Source organism: Streptomyces yamdrokensis (assembly GCF_053890455.1).
In genome coordinates, this window is the sequence record NZ_CM132679.1 from 2,019,913 (window position 1) to 2,037,986 (window position 18,074).

An 18,074-nucleotide genomic window follows, 5' to 3' on the forward strand; every position below is an offset into this window, starting at 1 on the left:
CGGCCCGGTCCCGCCGCCGCGCCCCTGCCTCCGGGGGCGTGTCGTGCCGGGCGTCGCACGTTCTCACCACGCCTGTCGCGGCCCGGCGTTCGGACGTGGGACGTCTCACACCGCCGCCCCGCGTCCCGTTCCGCGCCGACAAGTGCGAGGATAGGGCTCGGCAGGACAGGGCCCCACCGAAGGGCCGAAGGCAAAAGAGCGGCCGGACACCAGCCGCCGACCGGTCACTGGAGACCGGCGTGGCGCACATGCATGGAGGACGTGACGTGGCGAACGACGCCAGCACTGTTTTCGACCTAGTGATCCTCGGCGGTGGCAGCGGTGGTTATGCCGCGGCCCTGCGCGGGGCGCAGCTGGGCCTGGACGTCGCCCTGATCGAGAAGGACAAGGTCGGCGGTACCTGCCTGCACAACGGGTGCATTCCCACCAAGGCCCTGCTGCACGCGGGCGAGATCGCCGACCAGGCCCGCGAGAGCGAGCAGTTCGGTGTGAAGGCCACCTTCGAGGGCATCGACATGGCGGCCGTCAACAAGTACAAGGACGACGTGATCTCGGGCCTGTACAAGGGCCTGCAGGGTCTCATCGCCTCCCGCAAGGTGACCTACATCGAGGGTGAGGGCCGGCTTTCGTCGCCGACCTCCGTCGACGTGAACGGTCAGCGGGTCCAGGGCCGCCACGTCCTGCTGGCGACCGGCTCCGTGCCGAAGTCGCTGCCGGGCCTGGAGATCGACGGCAACCGGATCATCTCCTCCGACCACGCCCTCGTCCTGGACCGTGTGCCGAAGTCCGCGATCGTGCTGGGCGGCGGCGTCATCGGCGTCGAGTTCGCCTCCGCGTGGAAGTCCTTCGGCACCGACGTGACCATCGTCGAGGGCCTCAAGCACCTCGTCCCGGTCGAGGACGAGAACAGCTCGAAGCTGCTGGAGCGGGCGTTCCGCAAGCGGGGCATCAAGTTCAACCTGGGCACCTTCTTCCAGAAGGCCGAGTACACCCAGGACGGCGTGAAGGTCACCCTCGCCGACGGCAAGGAGTTCGAGGCCGAGGTCCTGCTCGTCGCCATCGGCCGCGGTCCGGTCTCGCAGGGCCTCGGCTACGAGGAGGCCGGGGTCGCCATGGACCGCGGTTACGTCCTGGTCGACGAGTACATGCGGACCAACGTCCCGACCGTTTCCGCCGTCGGTGACCTCGTCCCGACGCTCCAGCTCGCGCACGTCGGCTTCGCCGAGGGCATGCTGGTGGCGGAGCGGCTGGCCGGTCTGAAGACCGTCCCGGTCGACTACGACGGCGTGCCCCGGGTGACCTACTGCCACCCCGAGGTCGCCTCCGTCGGCATCACCGAGGCCAGGGCCAAGGAGATCTACGGTGCGGACAAGGTCGTCGCCCTGAAGTACAACCTGGCGGGCAACGGCAAGAGCAAGATCCTCAAGACCACGGGCGAGATCAAGCTCGTCCAGGTCAAGGACGGTGCGGTGGTCGGCGTCCACATGGTCGGCGACCGTATGGGCGAGCAGGTCGGCGAAGCACAGCTGATCTACAACTGGGAGGCGCTGCCTGCCGAGGTCGCCCAGCTGGTCCACGCCCACCCGACGCAGAACGAGGCGCTCGGCGAGGCCCACCTTGCCCTCGCGGGCAAGCCCCTCCACTCCCACGACTGACCTCTTCGGTCACGGGCGCGACGACACAGACTTCCGCACTTCTAAGGAGCAACCGAAACCATGGCGGTTTCCGTAACCCTTCCGGCGCTCGGCGAGAGCGTCACCGAGGGCACTGTCACCCGCTGGCTGAAGGCCGAGGGTGAGCGCGTCGAGGCCGACGAGCCGCTGCTCGAGGTCTCCACCGACAAGGTCGACACCGAGATCCCCTCTCCGGCCGCCGGCGTGCTGTCCTCCATCAAGGTCGCCGAGGACGAGACCGTCGAGGTCGGTGCCGAGCTGGCCCTGATCGACGACGGGACCGGCGCCCCGGCGGCCGAGCAGGCCCCGCAGGCCGAACAGCCCGCCGAGCCCGCCCCGCAGGCCGAACAGCCCGCCGCACCGGCTCCCGAGCCGGCCAAGGCCGCCCCGTCCACCGAGCAGGCCGCCCCGGCGCCCGCTCCCACCGCCGAGGCCTCCACCGGCGGCGGCTCCGCCGAGGGCACCGACGTGGTCCTGCCCGCGCTCGGCGAGTCCGTCACCGAGGGCACCGTCACCCGCTGGCTGAAGTCGGTCGGTGACAGCGTCGAGGCCGACGAGCCGCTGCTCGAGGTCTCCACCGACAAGGTCGACACCGAGATCCCGGCGCCCACCTCGGGTGTGCTGCTGGAGATCACGGTCGGCGAGGACGAGACCGCCGAGGTGGGCGCCAAGCTCGCCGTCATCGGCGCTCCGGGGGCCGCTCCGGCGGCTGCCGAGCAGGCTCCGGCCGCCCCGGCGCAGCCGGAGCCCGAGCCCACCCCGGCGCAGCCCGAGCCCGCCCCGGCTCCGGCTCCGGCTCCGGCTCCGGCTCCGCAGCAGGCCGCTCCGGCACCCGCTCCGGCCCCGGCTCCCGCCGCTCCCGCCCCGCAGGCCGCCCCGGCGCAGCCGGCCTCCCCGGCCCCCGCGCCGGCGGCTCCGGCCGCAGCCGCTCCGGCCGCCGCCCAGCCGACCGACGAGGGCGCCTACGTGACCCCGCTGGTGCGCAAGCTCGCCGCCGAGCACGGCGTCGACCTGTCCACCGTCAAGGGCACCGGCGTCGGCGGCCGGATCCGCAAGCAGGACGTGGTCGCCGCGGCCGAGGCCGCGAAGGCCGCTCCGGCCCAGGCTCCCGCGCAGCAGGCCGCCCCGGCCGCCAAGCGGGCCCCGGCCCTCGAGGCGTCGCCGCTGCGCGGTCAGACCGTGAAGATGCCGCGGATCCGCAAGGTCATCGGCGACAACATGGTCAAGGCCCTGCGTGAGCAGGCGCAGCTGTCCTCGGTCGTCGAGGTCGACGTCACGCGGCTGATGAAGCTGCGTACGCGGGCCAAGGACGCGTTCGCGGCCCGTGAGGGCGTCAAGCTCTCCCCGATGCCGTTCTTCGTCAAGGCCGCGGCCCAGGCGCTGAAGGCCCACCCGGCCGTCAACGCCCGGATCAACGAGGCCGAGGGGACCATCACCTACTTCGACACCGAGCACATCGGTATCGCGGTGGACTCCGAGAAGGGCCTGATGACCCCGGTCATCAAGAACGCCGGTGACCTCAACATCGCCGGTATCTCCAAGGCCACGGCCGACCTGGCGGGCAAGGTCCGGGCGAGCAAGATCACTCCGGACGAGCTGTCCGGCGGGACCTTCACCATCAGCAACACCGGTTCGCGCGGCGCGCTGTTCGACACGATCATCGTGCCTCCGGGCCAGGTCGCGATCCTCGGCATCGGTGCCACGGTCAAGCGTCCGGCCGTCATCGAGACGGAGGAGGGAACGGTCATCGGCGTCCGCGACATGACGTACCTGACCCTCTCCTACGACCACCGTCTGGTGGACGGCGCCGACGCGGCCCGTTACCTGAGCTCGGTCAAGGCGATCCTGGAGGCGGGCGAGTTCGAGGTCGAGCTCGGCCTGTGATCCACGGCCGCTGAACCGGGTCGCCGACCCCGGTCACCGGTGCCCCCGTCCGGAAGTCTCCGGGCGGGGGCACCGTCGTGTGCGGGGCCGGCGCCCGGTACCCGGTACGCAGCTTCGCACCAGGGCGGCTCGAGCCGCCCTGGCACACGGGGCCGGTGTTCACGCGGACCCCGCGGGGCGGGCTCGGCGGGCCCCGTCGCGCGGGCCGGGCGGGTCCGGGCGCATCCGTCGCGGGCCGGGCCGTACACGCTGTGTAAGCCTCGTCTCACCTGGTCGAAAGCGCCCTGTGCGCCCCTCCCGGGCGGTGTCACAGCCGTATTGTCTAAGGGTCAATCGCCCTCAAGGGTCTGTCCGTCGCCCGTCCGCCGCCCCTCGACGGGGCCCGCCGGGCGGCTGTCTCGGATTCACGAGTCCTGTTCAAGGAGCCCTCATGACCGCGCCCGTCGTCCACTCGCTGCGCGAGCAGATCCGCGAGCACATCCTGGAAGGGATCATCAGCGGGCGCTGGCAGCCGGGCGAGCGGATCGTGGAGCGACGGATCGCGACGGAGCTCGAGGTCAGTCAGACGCCGGTGCGGGAGGCGCTGCGCGAGCTGGAGTCGCTGCGGCTGATCGAGTCGGCGCCCAACAAGGGCGTCCGGGTGCGGAACCTCTCGGCCACCGACCTGGAGGAGAGCTACCCGGTGCGGGCCGGTCTCGAGGCGATCGCCGCGGAACTGGCGGCGGAGCGGCTGGCGGAGGACTGCTCGGCGCTGGAGCCGCACGTCGCCGCGCTGTACGAGGCCGACCGGGTCGCCGACGGCACGGGCCAGGTGCGGCACACGGTCGCCTTCCACCGCGAGCTGGTCCGCGCGGCCGGCAACTCCGTGCTGCTGCACACCTGGGAGGGCCTGGGCATCGAGGTCTTCACCGCCCTGTCCATCCGCTGGCTGGGCACGGTCCAGCAGTCGTACGCGGAGGAGCACCAGGACCTGGTGGCCGCGTTCCGCCGCCGTGACCCCCGGATCGCGGAGATCGTGAAGGCCCATGTGCTGGGGTGCGCGCCCCGGGCGTGAGCCCGGCACGGGATCCGCGAAGACCCTTGCTCACCTGCGAAAACACCCCTTTCCGCGTCACTCGGTGCCACTTGCCCGGGCACCGCGTGCCGACTTTCTTGAAATCAAGAGATTTTCACCTGAACCCTTTGATCGATCATCGATCAGCGGGTTATGGTCACCTGCGGGGTCTCCACCAGAGCCCCAGCCCTGTCCTGCCAAAGACCAAGGGCACCCCGAACCCTTACCGATGAGGGAACCCCCTTCGACTGAGGAAGGCGGCGACATGACCGACCCCAAGGCCATCCAGCCGAGCGAGCTGGACCAGCTCCCGGACCGCGACCCCGAGGAGACCGCCGAATGGCAGGCCTCCCTCGACGCCGTCGCCCAGGCCGCCGGACCGCACCGGGCCGCGTACCTGATGCGCCGTACGCTGGAGCGCGCCGAGGGCGCCGGCGTGGCGCTGCCGCAGCTCCTCGAGACCGACTACGTCAACACCATCCCCACCGCCGCCGAGCCCGCCGTGGACGGCGACGAGGCGATGGAGTCCCGCATCACCGCGTGGAACCGCTGGAACGCGGCGGCGATGGTGACCCGCGGCAGCAAGTACGGCGTCGGCGGCCACATCGCCACCTTCGCCTCCGCGGCCTGGCTCTACGAGACCGGCTTCAACCACTTCTTCCGCGGCAAGGAGGGTGACGGCTCCGGCGACCAGCTCTACATCCAGGGCCACGCCTCCCCCGGCATCTACGCCCGTGCCTTCCTCGACGGCAGGCTGACCGAGGCGCACCTCGACAACTTCCGCCGCGAGGCCGGCGGTGACGGACTGCCGTCCTACCCGCACCCGCGACGCCTGCCGTGGCTGTGGGAGTTCCCCACGGTCTCGATGGGCCTCGGTCCGATCTCCGCGGTCTACCAGGCGCGCTTCAACCGCTATCTGACCAGCCGCGGCATCAAGGACCTGTCGAACTCCCACGTGTGGGCGTTCCTCGGCGACGGCGAGATGGACGAGCCGGAGTCCACCACCGCGCTCACCCTCGCCTCCCGCGAGGGCCTGGACAACCTGACCTTCGTCATCAACTGCAACCTGCAGCGGCTCGACGGCCCGGTCCGCGCCAACTTCAAGATCGTGCAGGAGCTGGAGGCCCAGTTCCGCGGCGCCGGCTGGAACGTGGTCAAGAGCCTGTGGGGCACCGCCTGGGACGAGCTGTTCCGGCTGGACACCACCGGCGCGCTGGTCCGCCGCCTGCGCGAGGTGCCCGACGCGCAGGTCCAGACGTACCAGACCCGCGACGCCGCCTACATCCGCGAGGACTTCTTCGGCAAGGACCCGGCGCTCGTCGAGATGGCGAAGCTGCTGAGCGACGACAAGATCCTCGAGTGCTTCCACCTCTCGCGCGGCGGCCACGAGGCCCGCAAGGTCTACGCCGCCTACCGCGCCGCGCTCTCCCACACGGGCGCGCCGACCGTGATCCTGGCCCAGACGGTCAAGGGCCACACGCTCGGCGAGGGCTTCGCGTCGAAGAACGCCAACCACCAGATGAAGAAGCTGTCGGTGGACGAGTTCAAGGCGATGCGCGACCGCCTCGAACTGCCGATCAAGGACAGCGACTTCGTCGACGGCGTGGTCCCCTACGGCCACCCGGGCGCCGACTCCCCCGAGGTCCGTTACCTCCAGGAGCGGCGCGCGGCCCTCGGCGGTCCGGCCCCGGCCCGCCGCGTGCACCCCGTCGCCCCGCTGCCGGCCCCGGCGGACAAGGCGTTCGCCGCCTTCGACAAGGGCTCCGGCTCGCAGAACGTGGCCACCACCATGGCGTTCGTCCGCCTGGTCAAGGACCTGGTCCGCGACAAGGAGACCGGCAAGCGCTGGGTGCCGATCGTCCCCGACGAGGCGCGCACCTTCGGCATGGAGTCGCTCTTCCCGTCACTGGGCATCTACTCGCCCAAGGGCCAGACGTACGAGCCGGTCGACCGCGACCAGCTGATGTACTACAAGGAGGCCGAGAACGGCCAGATCCTCAACGAGGGGATCACCGAGGCCGGTTCCATGGCCGACTTCATCGCCGCCTCCACGTCGTACGCGACGCACGGCGAGGCGATGATCCCGTTCTACATCTTCTACTCGATGTTCGGCTGGCAGCGCACGGCCGACCAGATGTGGCAGCTCGGCGACCAGCTCGGCCGCGGTTTCCTCGTCGGCGCCACCGCCGGCCGCACCACGCTCACCGGTGAGGGCCTCCAGCACGCCGACGGCCACTCGCCGGTCATCGCGGCGACCAACCCGGCCGCGCTGAGCTACGACCCGGCCTTCGCGTACGAGATCGCCACCATCGTCAAGGACGGTCTGCGCCGGATGTACGGCGAGGCGGCCCCGGACGAGGACCAGAACGTCTTCTACTACCTGACGGTCTACAACGAGCCGCTCCCGCAGCCGGCCAAGCCGTCGGCCGACGGGATCGACGAGGGCATCCTCAAGGGCCTGTACCGCTTCAACACGGCGGAGTCGGCCGGGCTCACCCCCGCGGCCGACGCGGCGCGGATCCAGCTGCTCGGTTCCGGTACGGCGATCCACTGGGCGCTGAAGGCGCAGCGGATGCTCGCCGAGGAGTGGGGTGTGGCGGCCGACGTGTGGTCGGCGACGTCGTGGACCGAGCTGCGCCGGGACGCCATGGAGGCGGACGAGGCGCTGCTGCGCGGCGAGGAGCGGGTGCCGTACGTCCGGCAGGCGCTCCAGGGCGCCGAGGGTCCGGTGCTGGCGGTCTCCGACTACATGCGCCAGGTCCCCGACCAGATCGCGCAGTGGGTCGAGCAGGACTACACCTCGCTGGGTGCCGACGGCTTCGGCCTCTCCGAGACCCGTGAGGCGGCCCGCCGTCACTTCGGGGTCGACGCCGAGTCCGTCGTCGTCGCGGCGCTGGCGCAGCTCGCCCGGCGCGGCGAGGTACAGGTGACGGCCGTGAAGGAAGCGCGCGAGAGGTACGGCCTGTAGGACCTGTAGGACCTGTAGGACCTGTAGGACCTGGGGTCTTCGGGCCCGACGGCAGGAGGCCCCCGCTGCGGCGGGGGCCTCCTGCTGCATCATGGGCGCCATGCGTGCTGCCCGGCTGATCAAGATGGTGCTGCTGCTCCAGTCCCGGCCCTCCATGACCGCCGCCGAGCTGGCGCGCGAGCTGGAGGTGTCGGAGCGGACCGTCACCCGGGACGCGCAGGCCCTGTCCGAGGCCGGGGTGCCGGTGTACGCGGACCGGGGGCGGACCGGCGGGTACAGGCTGGTCGGCGGTTACCGGACCAGGCTGACGGGGCTGGCCCGCGGTGAGGCGGAGGCGCTGTTCCTGTCCGGGGTGCCGGGCGCGCTGCGCGAGATGGGGCTGGAGGACACGGCCTCCGCGGCCCGGCTGAAGGTGTCGGCGGCGCTGCTGCCGTCCCTGCGGGACGCGCCGCGGACGGCGGCCCAGCGCTTCCACCTGGACGCCCCGAACTGGTTCCGCGAGGTGCCGGCGCCCGAGCTGCTGCCGGCCGTGGCGGACGCGGTGTGGGACGACCGCCGGGTCGTCGCGCGCTACCGGCGCGGGGACGCCGAGGTGGAGCGGGAGCTGGAGCCGTACGGGCTCGTGCTCAAGGCGGGTGTCTGGTACCTGTGCGCGCGGGTGCCGTCGCAGGAGGGGCCGGGGCGGACAGCGGTGGGGCCCGGGCTCCGCCGGGTGTACCGGGTGTACCGGGTGTACCGGATCGACCGGTTCACCGCGGTGGAACCGGTCCGGGAAGTGGACGCGGCGGGGGCGGTGCGCGGGGCGGGCGCGGAACGCTTCGAGCGAGACCCGGAGTTCGGCCTGCCCGCGTTCTGGGAGGAGCGGGCGGAGCAGTTCGCGCGCTCGATCCTGCGGGCGGAGGTGGTGGTACGGCTGTCGCCCGAGGGGATGCGCGCGCTGCCGCACGCCGTGGATCCGGCGGCCGCGCGGGAGGCGCTGGCCGAGGCGGCCGGGACCGGGGCCGACGGCGACGGATGGGTGACGGTGACCCTGCCGGTGGAGTCCGAGGAGGTCGCCCGCGCCCAGCTGACGGCGCTGGGCCCCGAGGTGGAGGTCCTGGCGCCGGCGTCGCTGCGGAAGCGGTTCGCCGCTCAGGCCCTGCGGCTGGCCCTGCTGTACGGGCCGGAGTGATCCGCGTGATCCGGGGTGCGTCCGAAGGTTCCAGGGCCGATGCTTGACGCGTGATGGACGAGACGGAGTTCTGGGAGCTGGTCGACACCGCCCGCGAGGACGCCGAGGGCGACCCGGAGGAGCAGGCCGACCTGCTCGTGGAGCGGCTCGCGCGGCTGGACCCGGAGGCGGTCCTCGACTTCGCCCGGCACTTCGAGTCCCGCTACCACCGCGCCTACCGCTGGGACCTGTGGGGCGCCGCCTGGGTGCTCCTCGACGGGGCGAGCGACGACGCCTTCGACTTCTTCCGGTGCTGGCTGATCGGCCAGGGCCGTGAGGTCTTCGAGGGCGCGCTGCACGACCCGGACTCCCTGGCCGAGCTGCTGGACGACTTCGACGAGGAGATCGACGGCGACGGCGAGGAGCTCGGCTACGCGGCGGACGAGGCGTACGAGCAGCTCACCGGCACCGTGGCCCCCGGCCTGGAGCTCCCCGCGGGCCCGGCCGAACCCGAGGGCACGCCCGTCGACTTCGAGAACGACTCCCGGCTCGCCGAACGCTATCCCCGGCTCTGGGACCGGTTCAGGCCCTGAGCCCGGTCCTGTGCCTTCTCCTGTGCCTCTTCCTGCTGCTTCTCCTGCCGGTGTCCGGCGTCCGGCCAGCGGCCCTGGAGCTCCGCCGCCATCTCCCTGATCCTCGGCAGGCGGGCGTGCAGGGCGGCGCCCGGGCAGCTGGTCATGAAGCCGTCGCTGTGACCCGCGAGGGCGGGCAGCATGGCGGTGGTGCCGGCCGCGTACCTGCTGCGGCCGTTGCTGGAGACCAGCCGGACGTCGGATCGCGGGTCGGTGCCGGACAGGCCGAGCTTCCAGGCGGCCAGCTCGGCGATCGCGCGCTCCATCGCGGGCGGCACGGGCACCCCGGCGGTGAAGGTGCCGAGCGCGGCGACGCCCGTGCTGCGGTGGTTGAAGCCCTGGGTGTGGGCGCCGGTGACGGGACGGTCGGTGCCGCCGGCACGGCCTTCGTAGATGGTGCCGCACCGGTCGACGACGAAGTTGTAGCCGATGTCGTCCCACTCCCGGGCGTTGGTCTGGCCCTCGTAGACGTTGCGGATGTTGGTGGGAGCCTCGGCGCAGTCGTAGTCGTTGGGCGAGTCGGTGTGGTGGACGAAGACGGCGACGACCTCGTCGTCGTAGCGCGGGGGCGGCTGTTCGCGGCCGGCGTCGCCCACCCAGGCCGTTCTCGACACGATGGGCGGCCTGGGTGCCGTGTGGGCGGCCGCCTTGCGGGCGGTGACGGGGGCGGCGGACGAGGGCTCCGCGGCCCGTTCGACACCGTACGCGCACAGCACCAGGGCGACCGCCGCGGCGACGCCCGGCAGACAGCCGAGCAGTACTTTGACGGCTCTGGGCAGGCCCGCGAGGCCGGGGCCGCCGGGTATCCGGGGAGCACGGCGCAGCCGCGCTCCCCCTGGTCTCGTGAGGGCACGCATGCCTTCACTGTGGGTCGGGTCGGGCCGCCCCGCGACGTGGCCGCGCCGACCGGTGGAACCATCGTCCGGGTCCCCGGCGTTCTTCCGGGTACACACGCGTACGGCCGCTTCCCGGTGGTCACCCGCGTGTGGCTGATCACCGGGCCCCTCCCCCACGTATGAGAGGGCCCGAGAGGAAGGCGGCGTGCGTGGACCTGCTCGACATCCTGCTGTTGCTGGTCGTCATGGCCTACGCGGCGTCCGGCTACCGGCGCGGCCTGCTGGCCGGCTGCGTGTCGCTGGCCGGTTTCGTGGGCGGTGCGGTCGTCGGCGTGTGGATTCTGCCCTGGGTCATGGACCTGGTGACCCCGGGGACGACCGGGGCGACGGTGACGGCCCTGCTCACGGTGCTGCTGCCGGCGGCCGTGGGTCATGAAGTGGCGGGCCGGCTGGCGCTCAGGCTGCGGCGGGAGCTGGACCGGGGGCCGCTGCGGGTGGCGGACGGGGTCGGCGGGGCGGTGGCCAACTCGGTGGCCGTGCTGGTCGTGGCCTGGGTGCTCGCGTCCGTCCTCGGCGCCTCCTCGTCCCCGCTGATCACCTCCGCGATCCGGGACTCGCGGCTGCTCGGCGCGGTCCACGAGGTGATGCCGGACACCACCCCCGCGTGGTTCTCGCGGGCCACCTCGGCGCTGACCGAGGCGGGCTTCCCACAGGTCTTCAACCCGTTCGAGAACGAGTCGACGGCCGAGGTCGCCGAGCCCTCCGGCGACAGCGTCACCGCGGCCGCCACCCGGGCCGCCCAGCGGAGCACCGTGAAGGTCGAGGGGGTCGCGGGTCTCCAGGGCCGCGAGGGCAGCGGCTTCGTGTACGCGACGGAGCGCGTGATGACCAACGCCCACGTGGTCGCGGGCATCGACGAGCCGACCGTGCGGGTCGGCGGCGTCGGGCGGGCCTACGAGGCCCGGGTGGTGCTGTTCGACCCGCAGAAGGACGTGGCCGTGCTGTACGTGCCCGGACTGCGGGCACCCGTCCTGCGGTTCGTCGAGGACGCCGACCGCGGCGACTCGGCGGTCGTCGCGGGCTATCCGCAGGACGGCGACCTGAACCTCCAGGCGGCGACGGTCGCTAACCGGGTGCAGGCGAGGGGGCAGAACATCTACGGCGACCGGGTCGTCACCCGCGAGATCTACTCCGTCCGCTCCACCGTGCGCCCCGGCAACTCCGGCGGACCGCTGCTGACCACCGACGGGCGGGTGTTCGGCGTGGTGTTCGCCCGGTCCACCTCGGACACGGAGACCGGCTACGTCCTGACCGCGGCCGAGGTCTCCGAGGACGCGGAGCGCGCGGCCGGCGCGACGGCGCCGGTCGGCACCGGGGAGCTCGTGACGTCGTAGGGCGGCGGGTCCGCCGTGACGTCCGGGCCGCGGGGCAGGATGGGACCATGGAATCTTCCCGAATCGCGGTGGCCGGTGCGTCCGGCCTCATCGGCGGCGCGCTCGTACGGTCCCTGACCACCGACGGGCACACGGTGGTGCGCCTGGTGCGCAGGACGCCCCGCACGGAGGACGAGGTGCGGTGGGACCCGGAGCGGGGGTCCGTGGACGCGGCCGGGCTCGCCGGGTGCGACGCCGTGGTCAATCTCGCCGGTGCCGGGGTGGGCGACCGCCGCTGGACACCCGAGTACAAGGAGCGGATCCGCACCGGCCGGGTGCGGGGCACCGCGGCGCTCGCCGAGGCGGTCGCCGGGCTGGAGCAGGACGTACGGCCGCGGGTGTTCGTGAACGGCAGCGCGATCGGCTACTACGGCGAGACCGGTGACCGGACGGTCGACGAGAGCGCGCCGGCGGGCTCGGGTTTCCTGCCGGAGCTGTGCGTCGAGTGGGAGGCCGCCGCGGCACCGGTCCGGGAGGCGGGGGTGCGGACGGCGTTCGCCCGGACCGGGCTCGTGGTGGCCCGCGGGGGCGGGGCGTGGGGCAGGCTCTTCCCGCTGTTCCGGGCCGGGCTGGGCGGGCGGCTGGGTGACGGGCGCCAGTACTGGTCGTACATCGCCCTGCACGACGAGGTGGCCGCCCTGCGCCACCTGCTCGACACCGAGGGGCTGTCCGGGCCGTTCAACCTGACCGCGCCGCACCCGGCGACCAACCGTGAGATCACCGAGGCGATGGGGCGCGTGCTGCGCCGGCCGGCGGTGTTCGCGGTACCGGCGCCGGTGCTGCGGACGGTGCTCGGCGAGATGGCCCAGGACGTGCTGGGCAGCGCCCGGGTGCTGCCGACGCGGCTGCTGGAGTCGGGGTTCCGGTTCGCGTTCCCGGACATCGAGGGGTCGATCCGCGCGGCACTGTGACGGGGCGGGGCGGCGGCCGGCGCGCGGGGCACCCTCGGTGACCGTGAGGGGCACGCCCAAAGGGCGCATGCGACCGCCGTGCGCCCGTGCCCCTGTCGATGCGCGACTCCCCACACGCCTTCCCGGACCTAACCTCGAGCAGAACTCGGGTATTCCTGGGGCCTGTTGGGGGCATGACGTCTCCAGCGTCCGCGCAACCTCGAGGAGGGGCACGTGCTTGAGCCCACGTACCGGGCGGACGTCGTCGTCGTGGGGGCCGGAACCGCCGGACTCTCCGCGGCGCGACGACTGACCAGCGCAGGAGTCACCACCGTGGTCCTGGAGGCCGCCCCCACGGTGGGCGGCCGGATGGCCACGGAGAAGGTCGACGGCTTCCGGCTCGACAGAACCGGGCGGTTGCTGTCCACGGCGTATCCCGAACTGCGGCCGGCCGCGGGCCTGGACGGGCTCGTGCTGCGCCCGTTCGCGCCCGGGGTCCTGCTGCACAGCGACGGACGGCACCACCGCGCGGGCATACCCACCGGCGCGAGGGGGGCGAGGGGCGCACTCCATGCGGTACGCGCCCTCGCGAGCGCCCCCCGGGTGGGGGCGGCGCCCAGGAGGCCGGCGGCCGTCCCCGGACGGCAGGTGTCCGCTCCCCGGAGCCGGACCGGTGCCCCGCTGGGCACCGCCGTCGACCAGGCCCGGCTGGGTGCCGCGTTCACCCGGCTCGCGGGCACACCGGTGGAACGGCTTCTGGCCCGGCCGGAGTCGACCGCCGCCGAGGCGCTGGTGGCCCGCGGCCTGCCGACCCGTACCGTCGACGGCTTCCTCCGTCCGCTGCTCACCGCGCTGTTGTGCGACCCGGACCTCACCACCTCCAGCCGGTGCGCGGATCTCGCGCTGCGCGCCTTCGCGGCCGGGCGGCTGTGTCTGCCGGAGGGCGGCGCGGAGGCACTCCCGGAACTGCTGGCCCGGGGCCTGCCACCGGGCACGCTGCACACCGGCGTCCGGGTCACCTCCGTCTCGACGACGTCGGTGACCACCGCCGAGCACGGCGAGTTCCGCTGCCGCGCGGTGCTGATCGCGACGGACGCGCGCGCCGCCGCGCAGCTGCTGCCGGGCCTGCGGGTGCCGGACTTCCACCCGGTGACCGTGGTGCACCACGCGACCGACGAGCCGCCGCAGACCGGGGCCTCGCTGCTCCTGGACGCCGACCGGGGCGGCCCGGTGGCGCACACGGCGGTGATCAGCCGGGTCGACCCGTCCCGGGCCCCGGCCGGCCGCGCGCTGGTGTCGTCCACGGTCCTGGGCCCGCCCGGGGCGCAGGTCGACACGGGCGTGCGCGTGCACCTGTCCAGGCTGTACGGCGTGTCGACGGCCCGCTGGCAGACCCTGGCGGTCCACCACACCGCCGACGCCGTGCCGGCGACGCCTCCACCGCACGATCTGCGCCGCCCGGTACGGCTGCTGGCGGGCCTGTACGTGTGCGGCGACCACCGCGACACCAGCACCGTGCAGGGCGCCCTGCACTCGGGCCGCCGCGCCTCGGCCGCGATCCTGGCGGACCTGGGCGCGGACCGCCCCCTGCACACGGCCGACCCCCTCCCCACGGCCCGAGCGGCCTGACCGTCCCGGCGGGCGGTGCCCGGCACACCGCCCGCCGGCGCCCCCGGCTCAGCCGTACGCCGCGATCCTGTCGCGGTAGACGCGGACCGGGGCCGCGTCGCGGTAGGGCTCCAGGCGGCGTTCGAAGTCACGGACGTACTCCACCGCCCGTACCGAGCGCATCTCGGCGGCCTGGCCGGCCGCCTCGGCGGCGAGGAGACATGCCTGGTCGAGTTCGCCGAGGCCGAGGCGGGCGGTGGCGAGGACGACCCGGCAGAACAGGCGGCTGCGGGCGTAACCGGGGGCGCGCAGTTGCAGCGAGCGCTCCGCGTGCTGGGCGGCGGCCCGGAACTGCTGGAGGTCCCGGTGGCAGTGACCGAACTCGTCGGCGAGCTGGGCCTCGTCGAAGAAGCGCACCCAGTGCGGGACCTCGTCGCCGGGCCGGGCGCTCTCCAGGGCGCGTTCGGCGCGTACCAGGGCGGCGGTGCAGGCCCGGACCTCGCCGAGCACCCCGTGCCCGCGCGCCTCGACGGCGTGCAGCAGGGCCTGCACCAGGGGCGGGGTGGAGCCGCCCGCGCCCTGCTGGGCCACTCGCGCCAGCTGTACGGCCTCCCGGCCGTGGCCGAGGTAGACGGCCTGCCGGCTCATGGTGACCAGGACGTACGCGCCGTAGGCCCGGTCGGCGGCCGCCTGGGAGAGGCGGAGTGCCTGGACGAAGTAGCGTTGGGCGAGCCCGTGCGCGCCGATGTCGTACGACGTCCAGCCGGCCAGCCGGGTCAGGTCGGCGACGGCGGCGAACAGGCGGCGGCCGGTCTGTTCGCCGTAGCTGCCGCGCAGCATCGGCTCGCACTCGTGCTCCAGGTAGCGCACCAGCGCCTGGCGGGCGTGGCCGCCGCCGTAGGCGTCGTCGAGGGTGCGGAACAGCTCGCCGACCGAGCGCAGGGCGGCGATGTCGCCGCCGGTGACCCGCTGGCCGGGGCCGCGTTCGGCGGCGTGCCGGCGGCGGACGCCGAACGCGGCCTGCCGCCCCGCCGGTCCGCCCGCCGGGCGGATCTGGGCGGGGAGGCGGACCGGCGGCTCGGCACGGGCCACCTTCTCGTCCGCCCGGCCGATGAGCCAGTCCCGGCTCGGTACGACGAGCCCCGCCGAGGTGAAGGCGATCTTGCGCAGCTCGGCGTGGCTGCCGGAGTCCTTGCGCCACAGGCCGCTGACGATGTCGACGGCCTCGTCGGGGGAGGCCGCGAACTCCAGCCCCGCGTAGACGGGGGCGCAGGCGTCCAGGCCGAGGTCCTGGGCGGTGAGCCGGCGGCCGAGGCGCCGGGTGAAGACCTCGGCGATGAGCGCGGGCGTGGTGCCCCTGGGCTGCTGCCCACGCAGCCAGCGGGTGACGGAGGTCTTGTCGTATCTCAGGTCGAGCCCGTGTTCGAGACCGAGCTGGTCCACGCGACGGGCGAGTCCCGCGTTGGAGAACCCCGCTTCTGCGATGAGCGCGGCGAGCTGGCGGTTGGGGGTGCGCTGCGCGGGTCGTTCCGACATCTGCGGTGCGGTCTCCTGCCTTCCGGCGGACGTGGTGGTGCCCGGATTGCCCATGAGCAGCCCGTGAGCAGCTCTTATGACCTGCCGGACGGCGCGAATGTAGCGGAGGGTGAACATCCGATCACAGTCTTCGACCGGCATTCATCCGATCGTGTGAGGATTGGCGTCGCGGCTGACGGCTGACGGCTGACGACTGCCGGCGGATGGCGGATGGCGGATGGCGGGCAGCGACCGGAGACCGGGACCGGGACCGGGCGGAACCGGCGCCCCGTGGGCGCCGGAACGGTGACCGGTCGTACGGTCGTACAGTGGCTTGGGTGCGTTTCGTGCCTTACGGCATCTCACGCCCCACCGCCTTACCGTTTTTGTCCTGCTCCTTCTCCTTACTACCGTCCGGGAGGCGCTCGCCCGTGAGTGAGTTGCGGTTCGTCCGAATGGGTTTCGGGACCGAGGCCGTCGACTACCAGGTGGCCTGGGACGAACAGCGCCGGGTGCACGCGGCGCGGTTCACAGACGAGGTGCCCGACACCGTGATCCTGCTGGAGCACCCCCCGGTCTACACGGCCGGACGGCGCACCCAGGACAGCGAGCGCCCTCTGGACGGGACCCCGGTCGTCGACGTGGACCGCGGCGGCAAGATCACCTGGCACGGTCCCGGCCAGCTGGTGGGCTACCCGATCCAGAAGCTGCCCCGCCCGGTGGACGTGGTGGCGCACGTACGGCGCCTGGAGGAGGCGCTGATCCGCACCTCCGCGGAGTTCGGCGTGACGACCACCCGCATCGAGGGCCGCAGCGGAGTGTGGGTGCTGGGCGACCCGGTGGAACAGCGCCCGGCGCTCGGCGGCCTCTCCCTGGACTTCGACCCCCGCCTGACCGACGAGGAGTTCGACCCGCGGCTGAACGGCCCCGAGTACGCGCCCTCCAACGCCGGCCAGCGCCGCGAGGACCGCAAGCTCGCGGCCATCGGGATCCGGGTGGCCAAGGGCGTCACCATGCACGGCTTCGCGTACAACGTGCAGCCGGACAACAAGTGGTTCGACCGGATCATCCCGTGCGGCATCCGCGACGCGGGCGTCACCTCCCTCGCGGCCGAACTGGGCCGCGACATCACGATCGACGAGGTGCTCCCGGTCCTCGAGCACCACCTGCGGGACATCCTGGAGCACGCCGACCTCAAGCCCCGGGAGATCGTCCGCGCGAGCACCTGATCCGGCCCGGCCCGGACGCGGGGCCCCGGCCTCGCGCCCGGGAATGGGCCCCGCGTCTTTGAGGTTGGCCTGACCGGCAGGCCCGACAAACACGGGCGTACCCTGGTGTACGCCGAAGAATCGAAGCTAGGGAGCCGATGTGTCCGCAGTCGCACCCGACGGACGCAAGATGCTGCGCCTGGAGGTCCGTAACAGCCAGACCCCCATCGAGCGCAAGCCCGAGTGGATCAAGACACGGGCGAAAATGGGGCCCGAGTACACGAAGATGCAGAACCTCGTGAAGAGCGAGGGCCTGCACACGGTCTGCCAGGAAGCCGGCTGCCCGAACATCTACGAGTGCTGGGAGGACCGCGAGGCGACCTTCCTCATCGGCGGCGACCAGTGCACCCGGCGCTGCGACTTCTGCCAGATCGACACCGGCAGGCCCGAGGCCCTCGACCGCGACGAGCCGCGCCGCGTGGGCGAGTCCGTGGTCACCATGGACCTGAACTACGCCACCATCACCGGCGTCGCCCGCGACGACCTGGAGGACGGCGGCGCCTGGCTGTACGCCGAGACGGTGCGCCAGATCCACGCGCAGACCGCCGCGCGCGAGACCGGCCGCACCAAGGTCGAGCTGCTGGCCCCCGACTTCAACGCCGTCCCGGAGCAGCTGGAGGAGGTCTTCTCCTCCCGCCCCGAGGTGTTCGCGCACAACGTCGAGACCGTGCCCCGCATCTTCAAGCGGATCCGCCCCGGCTTCCGCTACGACCGCTCCCTGAAGGTCATCACCGCCGCCCGGGACTACGGCCTGGTCACCAAGTCGAACCTGATCCTCGGCATGGGCGAGACCCGTGAGGAGGTCGGCGACGCGCTGAGGCAGCTGCACGACGCCGGCTGCGAGCTCGTCACCATCACGCAGTACCTGCGCCCGTCGGTGCGCCACCACCCCGTCGACCGCTGGGTGAAGCCGCACGAGTTCGTGGAGCTGAAGGAGGAGGCCGAGCAGATCGGCTTCTCCGGTGTGATGTCCGGCCCGCTGGTCCGCTCCTCGTACCGGGCCGGCCGCCTGTACCGGATGGCGGTCGAGAAGCGCGGGACGTACGTCGCGACGCAGGCCGTCTGACACGGCGTCACCCCGTCCGCTCCGGGACGGGGCCGGGCACGCATGAGGCATGCGTGTGAATCTGAGCACAAGATACTACCGATAAGTAATGGCCGAG

Annotated in this window: 13 protein-coding genes; 11 read left to right on the forward strand and 2 right to left on the reverse strand. The window is 72.9% G+C overall.

Annotated elements, in window-relative coordinates:
* Positions 1-266 precede the first annotated feature (266 nt).
* From lpdA to ACWZEH_RS08490, 6 genes are all read left to right on the forward strand, one after another.
* Positions 267-1,655 carry a dihydrolipoyl dehydrogenase gene (gene lpdA / locus ACWZEH_RS08465; protein WP_456197068.1) on the forward strand — a complete coding sequence of 463 codons (1,389 nt, stop codon included), beginning with the start codon at positions 267-269 and terminating at the stop codon, positions 1,653-1,655.
* Positions 1,656-1,715: 60 nt separating this feature from the next.
* Positions 1,716-3,557 (forward strand): 2-oxoglutarate dehydrogenase, E2 component, dihydrolipoamide succinyltransferase, encoded by a 1,842-nt coding sequence (gene sucB / locus ACWZEH_RS08470; RefSeq protein WP_456197070.1) that lies wholly within the window; start codon positions 1,716-1,718, stop codon positions 3,555-3,557.
* Between the two features lie 430 nt (positions 3,558-3,987).
* The gene (locus ACWZEH_RS08475) at positions 3,988-4,611 is read left to right on the forward strand and encodes a GntR family transcriptional regulator (protein ID WP_266071999.1); all 624 of its coding nucleotides are present in this window, start codon (positions 3,988-3,990) and stop codon (positions 4,609-4,611) included.
* 265 nt (positions 4,612-4,876) lie between these two features.
* Entirely contained in the window at positions 4,877-7,579 is a 2,703-nt protein-coding gene (aceE, locus tag ACWZEH_RS08480) for a pyruvate dehydrogenase (acetyl-transferring), homodimeric type (RefSeq protein WP_456197072.1), read from the forward strand.
* Between the two features lie 100 nt (positions 7,580-7,679).
* Complete coding sequence (locus tag ACWZEH_RS08485) at positions 7,680-8,750, forward strand: helix-turn-helix transcriptional regulator (RefSeq protein ID WP_456197074.1); 1,071 nt, start codon at positions 7,680-7,682, stop codon at positions 8,748-8,750.
* A gap of 53 nt (positions 8,751-8,803) precedes the next feature.
* A complete protein-coding gene (locus ACWZEH_RS08490) occupies positions 8,804-9,322 on the forward strand; it encodes a DUF4240 domain-containing protein (RefSeq protein ID WP_456199501.1) in 519 nt (172 codons plus the stop codon).
* On the opposite strand, the gene ACWZEH_RS08495 is transcribed toward ACWZEH_RS08490, so the two are convergent.
* Positions 9,289-10,218 carry a peptidoglycan recognition protein family protein gene (locus ACWZEH_RS08495; RefSeq protein WP_456197075.1) on the reverse strand — a complete coding sequence of 310 codons (930 nt, stop codon included), beginning with the start codon at positions 10,216-10,218 and terminating at the stop codon, positions 9,289-9,291. The genes ACWZEH_RS08490 and ACWZEH_RS08495 overlap by 34 nt on opposite strands.
* 188 nt (positions 10,219-10,406) lie before the next feature.
* Between ACWZEH_RS08495 and ACWZEH_RS08500 the strand changes: the two genes are divergently transcribed.
* The 3 genes from ACWZEH_RS08500 (at position 10,407) to ACWZEH_RS08510 (ending at position 14,149) form a co-directional block, all read left to right on the forward strand.
* Positions 10,407-11,591 (forward strand): MarP family serine protease, encoded by a 1,185-nt coding sequence (locus ACWZEH_RS08500; protein ID WP_456197077.1) that lies wholly within the window; start codon positions 10,407-10,409, stop codon positions 11,589-11,591.
* Between the two features lie 47 nt (positions 11,592-11,638).
* Positions 11,639-12,541 carry a TIGR01777 family oxidoreductase gene (locus ACWZEH_RS08505; protein ID WP_456197079.1) on the forward strand — a complete coding sequence of 301 codons (903 nt, stop codon included), beginning with the start codon at positions 11,639-11,641 and terminating at the stop codon, positions 12,539-12,541.
* Between the two features lie 213 nt (positions 12,542-12,754).
* Positions 12,755-14,149 (forward strand): NAD(P)/FAD-dependent oxidoreductase, encoded by a 1,395-nt coding sequence (locus ACWZEH_RS08510; protein WP_456197080.1) that lies wholly within the window; start codon positions 12,755-12,757, stop codon positions 14,147-14,149.
* 48 nt (positions 14,150-14,197) lie between these two features.
* On the opposite strand, the gene ACWZEH_RS08515 is transcribed toward ACWZEH_RS08510, so the two are convergent.
* Positions 14,198-15,664, reverse strand: coding sequence for an NsdA family TPR-like regulatory protein (locus ACWZEH_RS08515; protein WP_456199503.1), 1,467 nt, complete (start codon positions 15,662-15,664; stop codon positions 14,198-14,200).
* Between the two features lie 410 nt (positions 15,665-16,074).
* Here ACWZEH_RS08515 and lipB point away from each other — a divergent pair, with 410 nt between their 5' ends.
* Positions 16,075-16,872 carry a lipoyl(octanoyl) transferase LipB gene (gene lipB, locus ACWZEH_RS08520; protein ID WP_456197082.1) on the forward strand — a complete coding sequence of 266 codons (798 nt, stop codon included), beginning with the start codon at positions 16,075-16,077 and terminating at the stop codon, positions 16,870-16,872.
* 139 nt (positions 16,873-17,011) lie between these two features.
* Entirely contained in the window at positions 17,012-17,977 is a 966-nt protein-coding gene (gene lipA, locus ACWZEH_RS08525) for a lipoyl synthase (protein WP_456197084.1), read from the forward strand.
* Positions 17,978-18,074: the final 97 nt, after the last annotated feature.

What these genes read in the sequence shown, in the direction of transcription:
- sucB (WP_456197070.1), top strand. Translation starts at nt 1,716, where the DNA reads ATGGCGGTTTCCGTAACCCTTCCGGCGCTCGGCGAGAGCGTCACCGAG.
- ACWZEH_RS08475 (WP_266071999.1), top strand. Translation starts at nt 3,988, where the DNA reads ATGACCGCGCCCGTCGTCCACTCGCTGCGCGAGCAGATCCGCGAGCAC.
- aceE (WP_456197072.1), top strand. Translation starts at nt 4,877, where the DNA reads ATGACCGACCCCAAGGCCATCCAGCCGAGCGAGCTGGACCAGCTCCCG.
- ACWZEH_RS08485 (WP_456197074.1), top strand. Translation starts at nt 7,680, where the DNA reads ATGCGTGCTGCCCGGCTGATCAAGATGGTGCTGCTGCTCCAGTCCCGG.
- ACWZEH_RS08490 (WP_456199501.1), top strand. Translation starts at nt 8,804, where the DNA reads ATGGACGAGACGGAGTTCTGGGAGCTGGTCGACACCGCCCGCGAGGAC.
- ACWZEH_RS08495 (WP_456197075.1), bottom strand. Translation starts at nt 10,218, where the DNA reads ATGCGTGCCCTCACGAGACCAGGGGGAGCGCGGCTGCGCCGTGCTCCC.
- ACWZEH_RS08505 (WP_456197079.1), top strand. Translation starts at nt 11,639, where the DNA reads ATGGAATCTTCCCGAATCGCGGTGGCCGGTGCGTCCGGCCTCATCGGC.
- ACWZEH_RS08515 (WP_456199503.1), bottom strand. Translation starts at nt 15,664, where the DNA reads ATGTCGGAACGACCCGCGCAGCGCACCCCCAACCGCCAGCTCGCCGCG.